The 14,851-nt window shown below is 49.5% G+C and carries 13 protein-coding genes; 10 read left to right on the forward strand and 3 right to left on the reverse strand.

Annotation, left to right across the window (positions count from 1 at the left end; genetic code table 11):
- Positions 1-22 precede the first annotated feature (22 nt).
- The 4 genes from DXD25_RS00905 to DXD25_RS00920 all read left to right on the forward strand — a co-directional run bounded on the left by DXD25_RS00905 (position 23) and on the right by DXD25_RS00920 (position 4,482).
- Positions 23-2,107 (forward strand): BT_3928 family protein, encoded by a 2,085-nt coding sequence (locus DXD25_RS00905; protein WP_117661361.1) that lies wholly within the window; start codon positions 23-25, stop codon positions 2,105-2,107.
- 139 nt (positions 2,108-2,246) lie between these two features.
- Positions 2,247-2,960, forward strand: a complete 714-nt coding sequence (locus DXD25_RS00910) for an SPOR domain-containing protein (RefSeq protein WP_117661362.1) — start codon at positions 2,247-2,249, stop codon at positions 2,958-2,960.
- Positions 2,961-3,078: 118 nt separating this feature from the next.
- Positions 3,079-3,672, forward strand: coding sequence for a GTP cyclohydrolase I FolE (folE, locus tag DXD25_RS00915; protein ID WP_089544011.1), 594 nt, complete (start codon positions 3,079-3,081; stop codon positions 3,670-3,672).
- Between the two features lie 57 nt (positions 3,673-3,729).
- Positions 3,730-4,482 (forward strand): exodeoxyribonuclease III, encoded by a 753-nt coding sequence (locus DXD25_RS00920; RefSeq protein WP_117661363.1) that lies wholly within the window; start codon positions 3,730-3,732, stop codon positions 4,480-4,482.
- Positions 4,483-4,744: 262 nt separating this feature from the next.
- Here DXD25_RS00920 and DXD25_RS00925 read toward each other — a convergent pair whose 3' ends face one another.
- Complete coding sequence (locus DXD25_RS00925) at positions 4,745-5,251, reverse strand: hypothetical protein (protein WP_117661364.1); 507 nt, start codon at positions 5,249-5,251, stop codon at positions 4,745-4,747.
- 387 nt (positions 5,252-5,638) lie between these two features.
- On the opposite strand from DXD25_RS00925, the gene DXD25_RS00930 reads away from it, so the two are divergent.
- From DXD25_RS00930 to DXD25_RS00945, 4 genes are all read left to right on the forward strand, one after another.
- The gene (locus DXD25_RS00930; RefSeq protein WP_117661425.1) at positions 5,639-6,880 is read left to right on the forward strand and encodes a 3-phosphoshikimate 1-carboxyvinyltransferase; all 1,242 of its coding nucleotides are present in this window, start codon (positions 5,639-5,641) and stop codon (positions 6,878-6,880) included.
- 20 nt (positions 6,881-6,900) lie between these two features.
- On the forward strand, positions 6,901-7,284 hold the full coding sequence (locus DXD25_RS00935) for a hypothetical protein (RefSeq protein ID WP_117661365.1): 384 nt from the start codon (positions 6,901-6,903) through the stop codon (positions 7,282-7,284).
- Positions 7,285-7,361: 77 nt separating this feature from the next.
- Complete coding sequence (locus DXD25_RS00940; RefSeq protein ID WP_117661366.1) at positions 7,362-8,180, forward strand: metal ABC transporter permease; 819 nt, start codon at positions 7,362-7,364, stop codon at positions 8,178-8,180.
- Between the two features lie 5 nt (positions 8,181-8,185).
- Complete coding sequence (locus DXD25_RS00945; protein WP_117661367.1) at positions 8,186-11,320, forward strand: tetratricopeptide repeat protein; 3,135 nt, start codon at positions 8,186-8,188, stop codon at positions 11,318-11,320.
- A gap of 33 nt (positions 11,321-11,353) precedes the next feature.
- Here the strand turns inward: DXD25_RS00945 and DXD25_RS00950 are convergent, their stop codons facing one another.
- Together DXD25_RS00950 and DXD25_RS00955 are read right to left on the reverse strand one after the other, a co-directional pair.
- On the reverse strand, positions 11,354-11,956 hold the full coding sequence (locus DXD25_RS00950; protein ID WP_089544017.1) for a lysine exporter LysO family protein: 603 nt from the start codon (positions 11,954-11,956) through the stop codon (positions 11,354-11,356).
- Positions 11,946-12,227: a LysO family transporter gene (locus DXD25_RS00955; RefSeq protein WP_089544018.1), complete on the reverse strand. Its 282-nt coding sequence runs from the start codon at positions 12,225-12,227 to the stop codon at positions 11,946-11,948. The genes DXD25_RS00950 and DXD25_RS00955 overlap by 11 nt, the downstream gene beginning before the upstream one ends.
- Before the next feature lie 481 nt (positions 12,228-12,708).
- Between DXD25_RS00955 and DXD25_RS00960 the strand changes: the two genes are divergently transcribed.
- Together DXD25_RS00960 and tsaE are read left to right on the forward strand one after the other, a co-directional pair.
- Positions 12,709-14,325 (forward strand): bifunctional response regulator/alkaline phosphatase family protein, encoded by a 1,617-nt coding sequence (locus DXD25_RS00960; RefSeq protein WP_117661368.1) that lies wholly within the window; start codon positions 12,709-12,711, stop codon positions 14,323-14,325.
- A gap of 92 nt (positions 14,326-14,417) precedes the next feature.
- Positions 14,418-14,828, forward strand: a complete 411-nt coding sequence (gene tsaE, locus DXD25_RS00965) for a tRNA (adenosine(37)-N6)-threonylcarbamoyltransferase complex ATPase subunit type 1 TsaE (protein WP_089544028.1) — start codon at positions 14,418-14,420, stop codon at positions 14,826-14,828.
- Positions 14,829-14,851 lie beyond the last annotated feature (23 nt).

The raw sequence follows: 14,851 nt of genomic DNA on the forward strand, positions 1-14,851 counted from the left end.
TCAGGTAAAAGAGGAAAATGATATGACGGCAAAGCAGATTATAACAAAAACATCGGTGAATATCGGGCGACTGCTCGTGGCTGTAACCTTCATCTTCTCAGGATTCGTGAAGGGAATGGATCCACTGGGCACGCAATACAAGATAACCGACTATCTGGAAGCGCTGCATATCGACTGGATATTTCCCGACTGGAGCACCCTGGTGATGTCGGTATTGCTTGCCACTGCTGAGTTTGCCATCGGTATCTTCCTCCTCTTCGCCATCCGACGGAGACTGATGAGCAAGATCACCCTTGCCGTGATGATCGTGATGACGCTGATTACACTCTGGATCGTCATCGCAGACCCAGTAAAGGATTGCGGATGCTTCGGTGATGCCGTAGTGCTCACCAATATGGAGACATTCATCAAGAACATCATCCTCCTGATATTCGCCATCCTGCTCTGGAGAAAGCCGCTGGAGATGCCGAGACTCATTTCGAGACAGACACAGTGGGTGGTGATCAACTACACCTTCCTCTTCTCCATCGTGATGAGCCTCTGGAGCCTGTGGTATCTGCCGCAGTTCGACTTCCGCCCTTATCACATCGGCGCCAACATCGCCAAGGGTATGGAGATTCCGAAGGGAGCCAAGCAGCCGAAGTTTGATACCACCTTCATCCTGGAGAAGAACGGCGAACGGAAGGAGTTTACGATAGACAACTATCCCGACTCTACCTGGACCTTCATCGACAGCAAGACGGTGCAGACCGAAGAAGGCTACGTGCCTCCTATCCACGACTTCAGCATAGAAGATATGAAGACGGGCGAAGACATCACCCAGGAAGTGATTCACCGCAAGGGCTACACCTTCCTGCTCATCTCGCCGCATCTCGACTTTGCCGATGACAGCAACTTCGGAAGCATCGACGAGATATACGAATATGCCACCGACCATGGATATCCCTTCCTCTGCCTCACGGCAAGTACGGAGAAAGCCATCAGGCACTGGCAAGACATCACGGGAGCGGAATACCCGTTCTACATCACAGACGAGACGACGCTGAAGACCGTGATACGCAGCAACCCGGGACTGCTGCTGCTGAAAGACGGAACCATCATCAGGAAATGGAGCCACAACGACCTGCCTAAGATGGCAGACCTGGCAGGCAAACCGCTGGAGAAGACAGAAATCGGCAAGATGCCGGAAGTAAGTGCCGCCAAGAAGATAGCCGGCATCATCTCCTGGTTTGTCATCCCGCTGGTACTCCTTACCATCGCCGACCGGCTTTGGGCATGGGGTGCCTGGATCAGAAAGAAAGAGAATTCAAACAGAATATTATCAACTTTTAAAAAGAAAAGAAAAATGAGAAAGAAAATTGTAGCAGGCAACTGGAAAATGAACATGAACCTGCAGGACGGTGTTGCTCTCGCTAAGGAGATCAACGAGGCATTGGTAGCAGACAAGCCAAACTGTGACGTAGTAATCTGTACTCCATTCATCCACTTGGCTTCTGTAGCTCAGGTTTTGGATTCAGAGATTGTAGGTCTCGGTGCTGAGAACTGCGCTGACAAGGCTAAGGGTGCTTTCACAGGTGAGGTTTCAGCTGAGATGGTAAAGAGCACAGGTGCTCAGTACGTTATCCTCGGTCACTCAGAGCGTCGTCAGTACTATGGCGAGACTGCAGAGATCTTGAAGGAGAAGGTAGAGTTGGCTTTGGCTAACGGTTTGAAGGTTATCTTCTGCTGCGGTGAGACTCTCGAGGAGCGTGAGGCTGAGAAGCAGAACGAGGTTGTTAAGGCTGAGTTGGAGGGTTCAGTATTCCACTTGAGCGCTGACGCTTGGAAGAACATCATCCTCGCTTACGAGCCAATCTGGGCTATCGGTACAGGTAAGACTGCTACTTCTGACCAGGCTGAGGAGATGTTGGCATACATCCGCTCAATCGTAGCAGAGAAGTATGGCAACGAGGCTGCTGAGGAGACATCTATCCTCTACGGTGGTAGCTGCAAGGCTAGCAACGCTCCTGAGCTCTTCGCTAAGCCAAACATCGACGGTGGTTTGATCGGTGGTGCTTCTTTGAAGGCTGCTGATTTCAAGGGTATCATCGACGCTTGGAAGAAGTAATCTCACAAGGATATTTACCAAAGGGGATGCCTTCTTTCCTGGGGGCATCCCTTTCCCTATCTTTATAGGATGACAGAAGCAGATTGCTGACACATTATATATTAATAAAAGGTATATATATATTAAATAAGGTATAGTCATGAAACAATTCGTCACATTATTGATTTTCATCCTCTGCTCATCTATCCAGATGAATGCGCAGACTTACTTGGATTATCTCAAGCAGAAGAATCCAGGACAGGGTGTCGTGACCGTACACCAAAGCAAGGCTATCGACGAATTGGTGAACGGAAAACAGGTTCCAACCCATACGAATCAGGTGAATCCACAGGACGATAAGACTAAGACTACCCCACAACCACAGAAGAAACCAACAGATACTCAGCATAAAGAAGTAACTCCAGCTGCCCAGCACAAGCAGACTCCGGACTCTCACAAGCAGACTCCAGACTCGCTCAAGAAGGCCGAGCCACAGCACGAAACTGCCAAGGAGAAACAGCATGGAAACAATGCACAGAAGGCTGAGACACATCAGGAAGAAACCGAGATGCCTGTAGTGGACATGCGCAAGAAGGTAATGCGCAGAAGCTATAAGGTTACAGGATATAGAGTACAGATCTTTGCCGGAGGTAACTCACGCAACGACCGACTGAAGGCTGAACAGACGGGCAACAACATCAAGATGAAGTTCCCAGACCAGCCTGTATATGTGCACTTCTACTCGCCAAGATGGATTTGCCGCATGGGCAACTTCCGCGAACTGGGCGAGGCTAAGAAGGTGCTAGCCAAGGTGAAAGCCCTGGGATACAGACAGGCATGCCTGGTAAAGGGACAGATTACCGTGCAATATTAAAGTAAGTGAAGAGTGAAAAGTGAAGAGTGAAGAGTGAAGAGTGAAGAGTGAAGAATTCAACAGTCTTACTATTCATAAAGTTCAAAGTTCAAAATTCAAAGTTCAAAGTATATAAGATATGAATCCAGAAACAGAATTTCGCGAGGGATTGGATGAACTCGCAGGACACTATAAGGAAGTATTGAAGCTCCTGGGTGAAGACACAGAGCGCGAAGGACTTGTCAAGACTCCTATGCGCGTAGCCAAGGCGATGCAGGTATTGACCCGCGGCTACTATCAGGATGCTCACAAGGTGTTGACCGATGCCCTCTTTGAGGAGAAATACGACCAGATGGTCATCGTGAAGGACATTGATTTCTTCTCTCTCTGCGAGCATCACATGCTGCCTTTCTATGGCAAGGTACACGTGGCTTACATCCCTAACGGCAAGATTACCGGACTGAGCAAGATTGCCCGCGTGGTAGATATCTTCAGCCACCGCCTTCAGGTGCAGGAGCGCCTTACCCAGCAGATCAAGGACTGCATCCAGGAGACCTTGAATCCTCAGGGCGTGATGGTGGTGATAGAAGCTAAGCACATGTGCATGCAGATGCGTGGCGTGGAGAAGCAGAACTCCATCACTACTACCAGCGATTACAGCGGCGTATTTAATTCACTGAACACCCGTCAGGAGTTCATGAGCCTGCTCAGAGGTGAGAGCAAGAGAATCTAAAGAGTTCAAAGTTCAAAATTCAAAGTTCAAAGTTCAAAGTTCAAAGTTCAAAGTAATATGAAGTTTATATCCTGGAACGTGAATGGCCTGCGTGCTTGCGTGGGCAAGGACTTCGAGAGCCAATTCAAGGCGCTCGATGCCGACTTCTTCTGCCTGCAGGAGACCAAGATGCAGGAAGGTCAGCTCGACCTGAAGTTCGATGGCTACGAAAGCTACTGGAACTATGCCGAGAAGAAGGGATATTCGGGCACAGCCATCTATACCCGCCACCAGCCACTGAGCGTGAGCTACGGTATGGGCGTGGAGGAGCACGACCACGAAGGAAGAGTCATCACCCTGGAGTATGACAACTTCTATCTCGTAACCTGCTATACCCCGAACTCCCAGACCGAGTTGAAGCGACTGGATTACCGTATGACCTGGGAAGATGATTTCCGCAAGTTTCTGAAGGCCTTGGATGCCAAGAAGCCTGTGGTGGTCTGCGGCGACCTGAACGTGGCACATCAGGAGATAGATATCAAGAATCCGAAGACCAACCGTCGCAATGCCGGTTTTACCGACGAGGAGCGCGAGAAGATGACCGAGCTTCTGAACGACGGCTTTACAGATACCTTCCGCTATCTGCATCCCGAAGAGATTACCTATTCGTGGTGGTCATACCGATTCAAGGCACGTGAGAAGAATGCCGGCTGGCGCATCGACTACTTCCTGGTATCCGACCGCTTGAGAGAACAGATTACAGAAGCCAAGATTCATACCGACATCATGGGCAGCGACCACTGCCCGGTAGAGGTTGACCTGGCACTCTAAATATTGTAAAAAGGTCTGGCGAATATCATCGCCAGACCTTTTTTCAGTTATGCATATATCAGAAAAATAAAGGGGATGTACCTTCCTCCCGGAAGCCATCCCCATATTGGTCATATCAACATAAAATTTTAATTTATATAAGAGAGATTTTTCTATTTAATTTAAGAGAGATTTTTCTATTTAATTTAAGAGAGATTTTTCTATTTAATTTAAGAGAGATTTTCTATTTAATTTAAGAGAGATTTTCTATTCTAGAGATCTTCTACATCAAAGACTGAATCTCAGAGAGATTTCTCTTCTCAGTGGTACCATCCTTGTATGTTACCATGAAGTAATTGTGAATAGACTTACCATTCTTGAACTGAACGATAGCCACGCCACCTTCACGGAGCTGGAGAGTGAAATATCCCTCACGCTTGCCGTTAACATACTTTCCGTGCCACTTCTCCTTACCATTCTTGTAGTAAGTAGTAACCTCACCATTAAAGATAGTATTGCGGTCGTTACCGAGATCGATGAAGCTGTAGCCACCCTCGGCACGAAGATTACCGTTCATATAGAAGTCCTGGAACACATCCTTCTTATTGATGCCAGCGCCGGTAGTCATCAGCAATCTGTAATAACTAGCCTGATCTGCACTAGCTACATTACTCATATTTTCTGCATAGAAAATAGTGTCTGCTACTACTGTTGCATTCTCTACGTGCTTGCGACCGAAAGTAGCTACGGTCATGAGAGCCATCAATGAGAATAATATAATTCGTTTCATATTTTTTATTTTTAGATTGTTACTTATTGTCTGTTGTTTCTTTTTTCTGATGCAAAGGTACTACAAATTCCGGTAAGTTGTATCATTCCTTAACGCTATTTTATGTTATTTTTGGGGTCAGTTTTACTTTTTGAAAGAAAACGCACACAAAATTACAATTTGACATTTTAGGGGGTCGATTTTTACACTTTGAAATCGGCATATCTCCATATACCCCATTATTTACCCCATCTCGTTTACATATTGATAGCAAGAGATGAAAACAGAGCACGGCAGCCCATGCTTTTTTTTGAGATATTTCGAAAACTTTTCGCAAGAAAACTAGCGTATATACTTTTTATTTTGTACTTTTGCACTAAAATATATATAATATAAGGTACGCGTATGATAAAATATACCATCAAGGCACCAAGCCAACTGAACGCAAGTATCAACTTGCCAGCATCCAAGAGTATCAGCAACCGAGCTCTCGTAATCAGTGCGATGGCTGGAAGCCATATCCAACCCGACAACTTGAGCGACTGCGATGATACGGAAGTAATCGTTGCCGCCCTTCAGAATATGCCCGAGGTCATCAACATCAAGGCAGCAGGCACGGCCATGCGTTTCATGACCGCCTATCTCTCTGCCACCCCCGGCGAGCATACCATCACCGGCACCGAGCGCATGCAGAACCGTCCTATCGGCATCCTCGTAGATGCCCTGCGCTATCTGGGTGCCGACATCACCTACGAGAAGAAGGAAGGTTATCCCCCACTCCATATCCGGGGCAAGGCGCTGGAAGGCGGACACCTGGAGGTAGTGGGCAATATCAGTTCGCAATACATCTCGGCGCTTCTGATGATCGGTCCGATTCTGAAGAACGGACTGGAACTGAAGTTGACAGGAGAGATTGCATCCCGCCCTTACATCGACCTTACGCTCTGGACGATGAAGGAATATGGTGCCGATGCCGACTGGACGGATATGGACACCATCACCGTGAAGCCACAGCCTTACAAGGAGACTTCTTATATGATAGAGAACGACTGGAGTGCTTCTTCCTACTGGTATGAGATGATGGCACTGAATGGCAACATCGACTCCAGAATCCAGCTCGAAGGCTTGATGGACTGCTCGAAGCAGGGAGATTCCGTGGTGAAATACATCTTCAGTCTGCTGGGAGTGAAAAGTGAATTTGAGAACCATGACCATCTTTCGAATGTCATGCTGAAGGCAAACCGCTGTCTTCTGCCGAAATTCGATTACGATTTCTCCGGTTCACCAGATCTGGCTCAGACCATCGTGGTAGCCTGCTGTGCCTTGGGTGTGAAGTTCAAGTTCACGGGTCTTGCCAGCTTGAAGATCAAGGAGACCGACCGCATCGAGGCACTGAAGACAGAGTTGAAGAAGGTGGGCTATGTCATCCACGATGAAAACGACAACACTCTGTATTGGGATGGCGAAACCTGCGAGCCTTCATTTGCTCCAATCGATACCTACGAGGATCATCGTATGGCGATGGCATTCGCCCCTCTCGCCTTCAAGTTCCCTCAGATCGAGATCAACAATCCGGAGGTAGTGAGCAAATCCTATCCTCATTATTGGGAAGACCTGAAGAAAGTAGGGTTTGAGATAGTTGAAAGTTAATAGTTGATAGTTAATTGTTTATGCTATATTTAGTTTTAGCCCTGGTGGCATTAGGCCTGATCAGCGCCATATTCGGAATCGTATCTCACCGCAGGGGAGAGGACGAGGAGCCTCTGCAGGAAGGCGTATCGTGCAACACCTGCAACGGTGAGAACTCGAAGTGCGAGCAGGAGTGCATGATGGAAGCCGCCACCAAAGAAATAGAATATTACGATGATGAGGATCTCGACCGCTTTGCCGGTCGGGATGCCGACGCCTATACCGATGAGGAGGTTGAGGAATTTTCGGAAGTGCTCTATACCATGCAGCCGGAAGAAGTGGCTGGATGGAACAGAAGTCTGATACTGAGAGGCATCAACCTGCCCAACCAGCTGAAGGATGAAGTCATCGGCTTTTTAAGCTAGAAATTTGCAGTTCTAAGTTAAGCAGCTTTGCTAATCATAAAGTTCAAAGCTCAAAGTTCAAAGTTCAAAGTAAAAGAATGGATATACTACAATATACATTTTTCCAAAACGCACTGATAGGCGCCTTTCTGGCAAGCATCCTGTGCGGCTTTATCGGAACCTACATCGTTACCCGCCGATTGGTATTCATCAGCGGCGGCATCACCCATGCCTCTTTCGGAGGCATCGGCATCGGCGTGTTTACAGGAATCAATCCGATACTCTCCGCCATGGTTTTCGCCATCCTCAGCGCCTTCGGAGTGCAATGGATATCACGCAAGAAAGATGTGCGGAAGGATTCCGCCATCGCCATGTTCTGGACCCTGGGAATGAGCGTGGGCATCATCTGCTGCTTCCTGACTCCAGGATTCATGCCCGACCTGCCCTCCTTCCTCTTCGGAAGCATCCTTGCCATCGACAGCGCAGACCTGTGGCTGCTGGGCGGACTCGCCCTCATCGTAGCCCTCCTCTTCACCTTTCTCCTGCGCCCTATCCAGAACATCGCATTCGACAGTACCTTCGCCCGTTCGCAGCACCTGCCGGTTACAGCCATCGAATACCTGATGATGACGCTCATCGCCATGACCATCGTGGCTACACTGAAAATGGTGGGCATCGTGCTCGCCATCAGTCTGCTCACCATTCCGCAGATGACCGCCAACCTCTTCACCTACAATTACAGGCAGATGATATGGGCAAGCATCATCCTGGGATGGATAGACTGCATCGCCGGTCTCTACATCAGTTATCTGCTCAACGTGCCATCGGGTGCCACCATCATCTTCATCAGCATCGTGGTATTCGCACTCGCCAAAATCGTCCTGGGCATCAGGAAAAAGATGCCAGATAAACAATAGAAAGCATGAAAGGCAAAAGCCCCATCCAGCTCCTTTTTCTGATAGGACTCGCTGTGATTGCAGCGAGCCTTACGGGATGCTCTACGCAGAAGAATACGGCGCAGAGCAGGTGGTGGCATGCCTTTAATGCCCGATACAATACCTATTATAATGGTACCGTGGCTTATATCGACGGGGCGCTGGAGAAGGAAGAAGGCAACCGGGACAACTTTACGGAGCAGATTCCGCTCTATACCGTAGGCAATAAGAACAGCCGCGATCTGGGCAAAGCCAACTTCGACCGTGCCATCGAGAAATGCGAGAAAGCCATCCACCAGCACAGCATCAAGCGCCGCCCCGTATGGGAACCCGGCAAGAGAAAGACGGCGAAAGACATCGAATGGCTCAGTCGCAGGGAATACAATCCGTTTTTATGGAAAGCGTGGATGCTGATGGGCCGCTCGCAATTCCAGAAAGGGGATTTCGAGGGGGCTGCTGCCACCTTCGCCTATATGAGCCGCCTTTACTCCACCCAGCCTGCCATCTACGGCAAGGCACGCGCCTGGCTTGCCAAATGCTATATCGAGCAGGGATGGACCTACGATGCAGAAGATGTGATCCGCAACATCCAGCGCGATTCCATCCACTGGCGTGCCCAGAAGGAATGGGATTATGCCTTCGCCGATTACTATATCCACACGGGTGATGCCCCGAAGGCGATTCCCTATCTCAGGAAGGTGATAAGCCATGAGATGCGACACAAGCAGAAAGCCCGCCAGTGGTATCTGATGGGACAGTTGCAGGCTTCCATCGGCAACCAGCAGGAGGCTTATCAGGCTTTTCGCCACGTCATCCGGCTCAATCCGCCCTACGAACTGGAGTTTAATGCCCGCATCGCCATCACCGAGGTCTTGGCTTCGGGCAACAGCAGGAAGATGATTAGCCGACTCAAGCGCATGGCGGCATCGGATAAGAACAAGGATTATCAGGACCAGGTATATTATGCCATCGGCAATATCCACCTGGCCCAGAAAGATACCCTGCGTGCCATCTATGCCTACGAAAAAGGCAACCGGAAGGCTACCCGAAACGGCATCGAGAAGGGTGTACTCCTGCTGCGTCTGGGCAATCTGTATTGGGAAACCGGACGATATGCTGATGCCAAGCGCTGCTATGGCGAAGCTATCGGCTTGCTCGACCAGGACAGAAAGGATTATCCGCAACTGGCTCATCGCTCCAAGGTGCTAGACGAGCTGGTGCCTTATACCGATGCCATCGCCCTCCAGGATTCCCTGCAGTCTCTTGCCAAAATGGACGAGAGAGACAGAAATGCAGCCATCGACCGTGTGATAGCTGCCCTGAAAAGAAAGGAGAAAGAGGAAGAAAGAAGGAGATGGGACAACGGTGCAGAGATGAATTCGGAATTTGAAGGAGGAGTTGATGGGAATGGTTCCGGGAATGATTCCGGAAACGGATTCGGGAATGCATCAGGAAATGGATTCGGAAATACCAATACCTGGTATTTCTATTCCCCTGTAGCCGTAAGCCAAGGTAAGGCGCTCTTCGAGAAACTCTGGGGCAAGCGAAAGAACCTCGACAACTGGCAGCGAATCAACAAAACAGTTGTAGCTTCGGCGCAAGAAACGAATATCGCTCAAGGAACAGATTCTGAGCAAGGTTCAGATTCAGCTCAAGGTCAAGATTCTGCACAAGATTCCAAGCTTCAGAATGATGCATTAAATGATGCATCACGAGATTCTCTATCCCATTCTTTATCCCAGAAAGAATCCGGCAAGCCATCTGCCGACAGCACCAGCCTCGACCCTCATCAGCGGGCTTATTATCTGGCTCAGATTCCGTTCACCCCAGAGCAGATGTCAGCGAGCAACCAGCTCCTGGCGAATGGCTTATACCATGCCGGAATCATCTTCAAGGACCGGCTCGACAACCTGGCTCTGAGCGAGAAGATGCTGCTCCGACTGGTGGACAACTACCCGGATTTCAAGCATCTCGACGAAGCCTATTACCATCTGTATCTGCTTTATTCCAGAAAGAAGCAAACTCAGATGGCGAACAGTTATGTCGATAAATTAAAGAAGGATTACCCTGAAAGCCAGTTCACAGCCCTCCTCTCCGACCCTTACTATCTGGAGAATGCGAGGATGGGTGTGCACATCGAAGATTCCATCTACACCCTCACCTACCAGGCATTCAAGGAGGGCAAGTACGAGGTGGTGATGCACAACTCGGAAATATCAGACAAGCGGTTCCCTACTGGCGCCAACCGCGACAAGTTCCTCTTCATCAGCGGTATGACCCAGCTCAACGAGGGCAAGGTTTCCGAATGTCTGGAAAAGATGAACCAGGTGATAGCGCAATATCCCAACAGTCGGTTGAGCGAGATGGCGGGAATGATCGTAAACGGCGTGAATGCCGGAAGACGACTCTACGGCGGAAAGTTCGACCTGAGTAATGTCTGGGCGAAACGCAGCTATGTGCTCAGCTCCCAGGACTCCACCCGGCAGAAAGGATTCTCAGCCGACCGCAACGACCGTTTTGTCTTCCAGCTCGCCTACAGTCCAGATTCCGTCAACGAGAACCAGCTGCTCTTCGAGGTAGCCAAGTATAACTTCACCACCTATATGGCGCGCAATTTCGACATCAGCATCGAAGACCTCCAGGGGTTGCATCGCCTGCAGGTAAGCGGTTTCCAGAACTACGACGAGGCGCGCCAGTATGCCAACGAGCTGCATCAGCAAGCCGGCATCCTCCGTCTGATTTCCAAGGCGAGAAGCTACGTAATCAGCGAGCCGAACCTCGAACTTCTGGGCAGAAATCTCTCGTATGATGATTACGACAAGTTCTATACCCGCCACTTTGCACCGCTGAAGATCAGCAAGATGCGCCTGCTGATGGAGCCAACGGAAATCGTAGTGGATAAGGATTCCCAGAAGGAGGAAGATGCTCTGGAGGAAGAAAATTCTCAGAAAAAGGATTCCCAGAAGGAAGAAAATGATTCTCAGAAGAAGAATCCTGAAGATAATGGAATCGATATCGAGGGCCAGCCAGCAGAAGATACCGATACCGGCATCTACTTCGATGACTCGAATGCCCCAGAATCTGAAGCCGATGATGAATACATCGAGCTGAATGGATTCTGATAAAGCAAGAAAGCTCTAGCGGCAAGGAAGCCGTTAGAGCGAACAGAAGAAGGTAACCAGAAACGGTACGGAGAAATCTACGCAGAAGCCGTGGAAGATGGAAACGATGATGAAGCTCTCGCCCGAATAGCGGGTGATGATAGGCAACGTGGTATCCATCGTGGTGGCTCCACCTACGCTGATAGGTGCCAGCTTGCCGAAATACTTCGCCAGCAGAGGCGCACCAAGAAGGGTGAGAATCTCACGGAAGATGTTGGCAAGCAGGGCGATGGTTCCCAGCTCGGCACCCCGATACTGCGTGATGAAGATGCTCGACAATGAGTAGTATCCGAAGCCCGAACCGATGGCGAGACAGTCGGAGAGCTGACGGTGTCCCAGTATCAGGGAGGCAGCCGCGCATCCGGCAAGGGTTCCCAGGATGGTCATCACCGGCAGCATCATCAGCCGGGGATTCACCTTTCTGAAACTCTTCAGGATAGAAGTATCGCAGCCGATGCTGATACCCACGCAGAACATCAGGCAGCAGAGGGCATAATAGCTCACGTCGCTCGCCAGGAAACTGGCAGGAATCACATCCCACACTCCCACGATGATGCCCAGCACGAAGAAGCCTACGATAATCAGACTACCTTTCATTTCCAGCCTCCTTTCTGCAGACATATCTCCACAATGCCCACGCAAAGATTGCACTACCCAGACTTCCGGCTATCGTAAGCACGATGGCTTCGAGTCCCAGGGTCTGAAGACCATTGATAATACGAGGGTTCGCTCCCACCTCGATGCCGAGCAGGAAGAGGAGTACCCAGATAAGCGCCGTGATGACACGGCCGATAAAACTCATTTTCTTGTTGCGGAGCAGGTACCCCGTACCAATTCCGCATAGCATGATCATTACAATCTTGAGCATTGTTTCTTCTTTTCTTTCTTTTTTTTATTATTTTTGATTGATTACTTTTATCTTCGATAATAATAACGGATTCCCGGTCTTAATATTATAAAAAAGACCGAGAATCCTGAAGATTCAGGCGATGCAGCCAGATATGGGAATCGCCGTAGTGCCCTTCATCTTCTGCGCCTTCTTGCCCGAAACCCTGCCCAGGCGCACGTTTACCTCCTCGGGCTGGAGTTCCACGCCCTGGGTTTCAGGGCGACTTTACTTTTTGTCAACATTACCCAGGGCGATGCCCTGGGCTAGGAGCTTTTGGGCTTTCAGCCCGACTTCGGCTGCCATAATCTAAACTTATGACACACCCTTTTTTTTTCAATTAAGTTTCTTTAACCACAACTCTCTTCCGTCATTCAATTATTCTTTGTACTTTAGCACCTCGAAAATAAAAATATATCCTAAAAGGATACAGCAATATGATACTCTAAAAGGATAATGCAATATGAGCAACGGATTATTACTATGGATCGATGATGAAATTGAGCTTCTCAAGGCACATATCATCTTCCTGGAGAAAAAAGGTTACGAGGTTGCCACGGTGAGCAATGGATCGGATGCCATCGAGCTATGCCGACAGCAATCCTTCGACCTCATCCTTCTCGATGAAATGATGCCTGGACTGAGCGGTCTGGAGACCCTGCAGCAAATCAAGGACATCCAGCCCGCTACTCCCGTTGTGATGTGTACCAAGAGCGAAGAGGAAAACATCATGGACCAGGCTATCGGGTCGAAAATCGCCGACTATCTCATCAAGCCCGTCAACCCGAGCCAGATTCTGCTCTCGCTGAAAAAGAACATCCACCAAAAGGATATCGTGACCGAGATGACGCAGAGCGGATACCAGCAGGACTACCAGCAGATTGCACTGAAGATGATGGACTGCCGTACCTGCCACGACTGGATGGAGATATACAGAAGACTCGTGAAATGGGAACTGGAACTGAGCGATACCGACAGCCAGATGACCGAGATGCTCGCCATGCAGAAGGAGGAGGCTAACATCGGATTCGCCAAATTCATCGCCAGGAACTATCTGGAATGGATAGACCTGATGAGGAATGGGAATGCCGGGAAGAATGGGAATACCGGGAAGAATGGGAATGCATCTTCTTCCGACGACCGCCCGATGATGAGCCCGGATGTCTTCAGAAACAGGATCTTCCCGATTCTGGACAAGGGGGAGAAGGTGTTCCTCATCGTGATAGACAACTTCAGATACGACCAGTGGAAGATGCTGGCGGCTGACATCGGCGAGCTGTTCGACATAGACGAAGATATGTATATGAGCATCCTGCCTACCGCCACGCAATACGCCCGGAACGCCATCTTCAGCGGTCTGATGCCCAACAGGATTGCCGAGATGTTTCCGGAGCTCTGGGTGGATGAAGACGAGGAGGAGGGCAAGAACCTGAACGAGGAGCCGCTGATACAGACAATGCTCGACAGATACCGCAAGCGATACAGCTTCAGCTATCACAAGGTGAACGATTCGCAGGGCGCCGACCGGTTTATGGAGCACTACAACGAATGCAGGGAGAAGGACCTGAACGTGCTGGTAATCAACTTCATCGACATGCTCTCGCATGCCCGGACGGAATCGAAGATGGTACGCGAGCTCGCCAATACGGAGAGTGCCTACCGCAGCATCACGCAGAGCTGGCTGCGCCACTCGGTGCTCTCGGAACTGTTCAGAAGACTGTCGCAGGATGACTGCAAGGTGGTGATCACCACCGACCACGGAAGCATCCGCGCCTCGAAGCCCATCAAGATCATCGGCGACCGCAACACGAATACCAACCTGCGCTACAAGCTGGGCAAGAACCTGGCCTGCAATGCCAAGGAGGTTTTCACCATCAGGGACCCGAAAAGGGCACAGTTGCCTGCTCCCAACCTGAGTACATCGTATGTCTTTGCCTACGGAGACGCCTTCTTCGCCTATCCGAACAACTACAATTACTACGTTTCGTACTACAAGGATACCTTCCAGCACGGTGGCATCTCGATGGAGGAAATGCTCATTCCGATCATCACACTGACACCGAGAAAGAGAAAACAGTGATAGTTAACGGTTAATACTTAACGGTTACTGGTTAATAGTTTATAGTAATCATAAAGTTCAAAGTTCAAAATTCAAAGTTCAAAGTAAAAAATATGAAGATTAAGATTGATTCATTAGACAACATCCATGCTGCAGCCAAGGAATTCCTGCAGAACATGGGCGACGGCAAGGTCTTTGCCTTCTATGGCAAGATGGGTGCCGGAAAGACAACTTTCGTAAAAGCTATCTGCGAGGAACTGGGCGTGGAGGATGTAATCACCTCGCCTACCTTCGCTCTCGTCAACGAATACACTGCCGGAAACGGCGATCCTATCTACCATTTCGATTTCTACCGCATCAAGAAAATTGATGAGGTGTATGATATGGGATACGAGGATTACTTCTACAGCGGAAACCTCTGCTTCCTGGAGTGGCCGGAACTCATCGAGGACCTGCTGCCGGAGGATTGTACCAAGGTGACCATCACCGTAGAGGAAGATGGTAGCAGAAGCGTAGAATTCTAGAGGCTATTTCGCAAATTCGGATT

This window comes from Prevotella sp. TF12-30, assembly GCF_003436715.1.
GTDB classification, from domain to species: Bacteria; Bacteroidota; Bacteroidia; order Bacteroidales; family Bacteroidaceae; genus Prevotella; species Prevotella copri_A.

Excerpts from the sequence above, each read along its gene's own strand:
- DXD25_RS00925 (WP_117661364.1), bottom strand. The coding sequence starts at position 5,251 with ATGAAACGAATTATATTATTCTCATTGATGGCTCTCATGACCGTAGCT.
- DXD25_RS00950 (WP_089544017.1), bottom strand. The coding sequence starts at position 11,956 with ATGAAAGGTAGTCTGATTATCGTAGGCTTCTTCGTGCTGGGCATCATC.
- DXD25_RS00940 (WP_117661366.1), top strand. The coding sequence starts at position 7,362 with ATGGATATACTACAATATACATTTTTCCAAAACGCACTGATAGGCGCC.
- DXD25_RS00935 (WP_117661365.1), top strand. The coding sequence starts at position 6,901 with ATGCTATATTTAGTTTTAGCCCTGGTGGCATTAGGCCTGATCAGCGCC.
- DXD25_RS00910 (WP_117661362.1), top strand. The coding sequence starts at position 2,247 with ATGAAACAATTCGTCACATTATTGATTTTCATCCTCTGCTCATCTATC.
- DXD25_RS00905 (WP_117661361.1), top strand. The coding sequence starts at position 23 with ATGACGGCAAAGCAGATTATAACAAAAACATCGGTGAATATCGGGCGA.
- tsaE (WP_089544028.1), top strand. The coding sequence starts at position 14,418 with ATGAAGATTAAGATTGATTCATTAGACAACATCCATGCTGCAGCCAAG.
- DXD25_RS00945 (WP_117661367.1), top strand. The coding sequence starts at position 8,186 with ATGAAAGGCAAAAGCCCCATCCAGCTCCTTTTTCTGATAGGACTCGCT.
- DXD25_RS00955 (WP_089544018.1), bottom strand. The coding sequence starts at position 12,227 with ATGCTCAAGATTGTAATGATCATGCTATGCGGAATTGGTACGGGGTAC.
- DXD25_RS00920 (WP_117661363.1), top strand. The coding sequence starts at position 3,730 with ATGAAGTTTATATCCTGGAACGTGAATGGCCTGCGTGCTTGCGTGGGC.
- DXD25_RS00960 (WP_117661368.1), top strand. The coding sequence starts at position 12,709 with ATGAGCAACGGATTATTACTATGGATCGATGATGAAATTGAGCTTCTC.
- folE (WP_089544011.1), top strand. The coding sequence starts at position 3,079 with ATGAATCCAGAAACAGAATTTCGCGAGGGATTGGATGAACTCGCAGGA.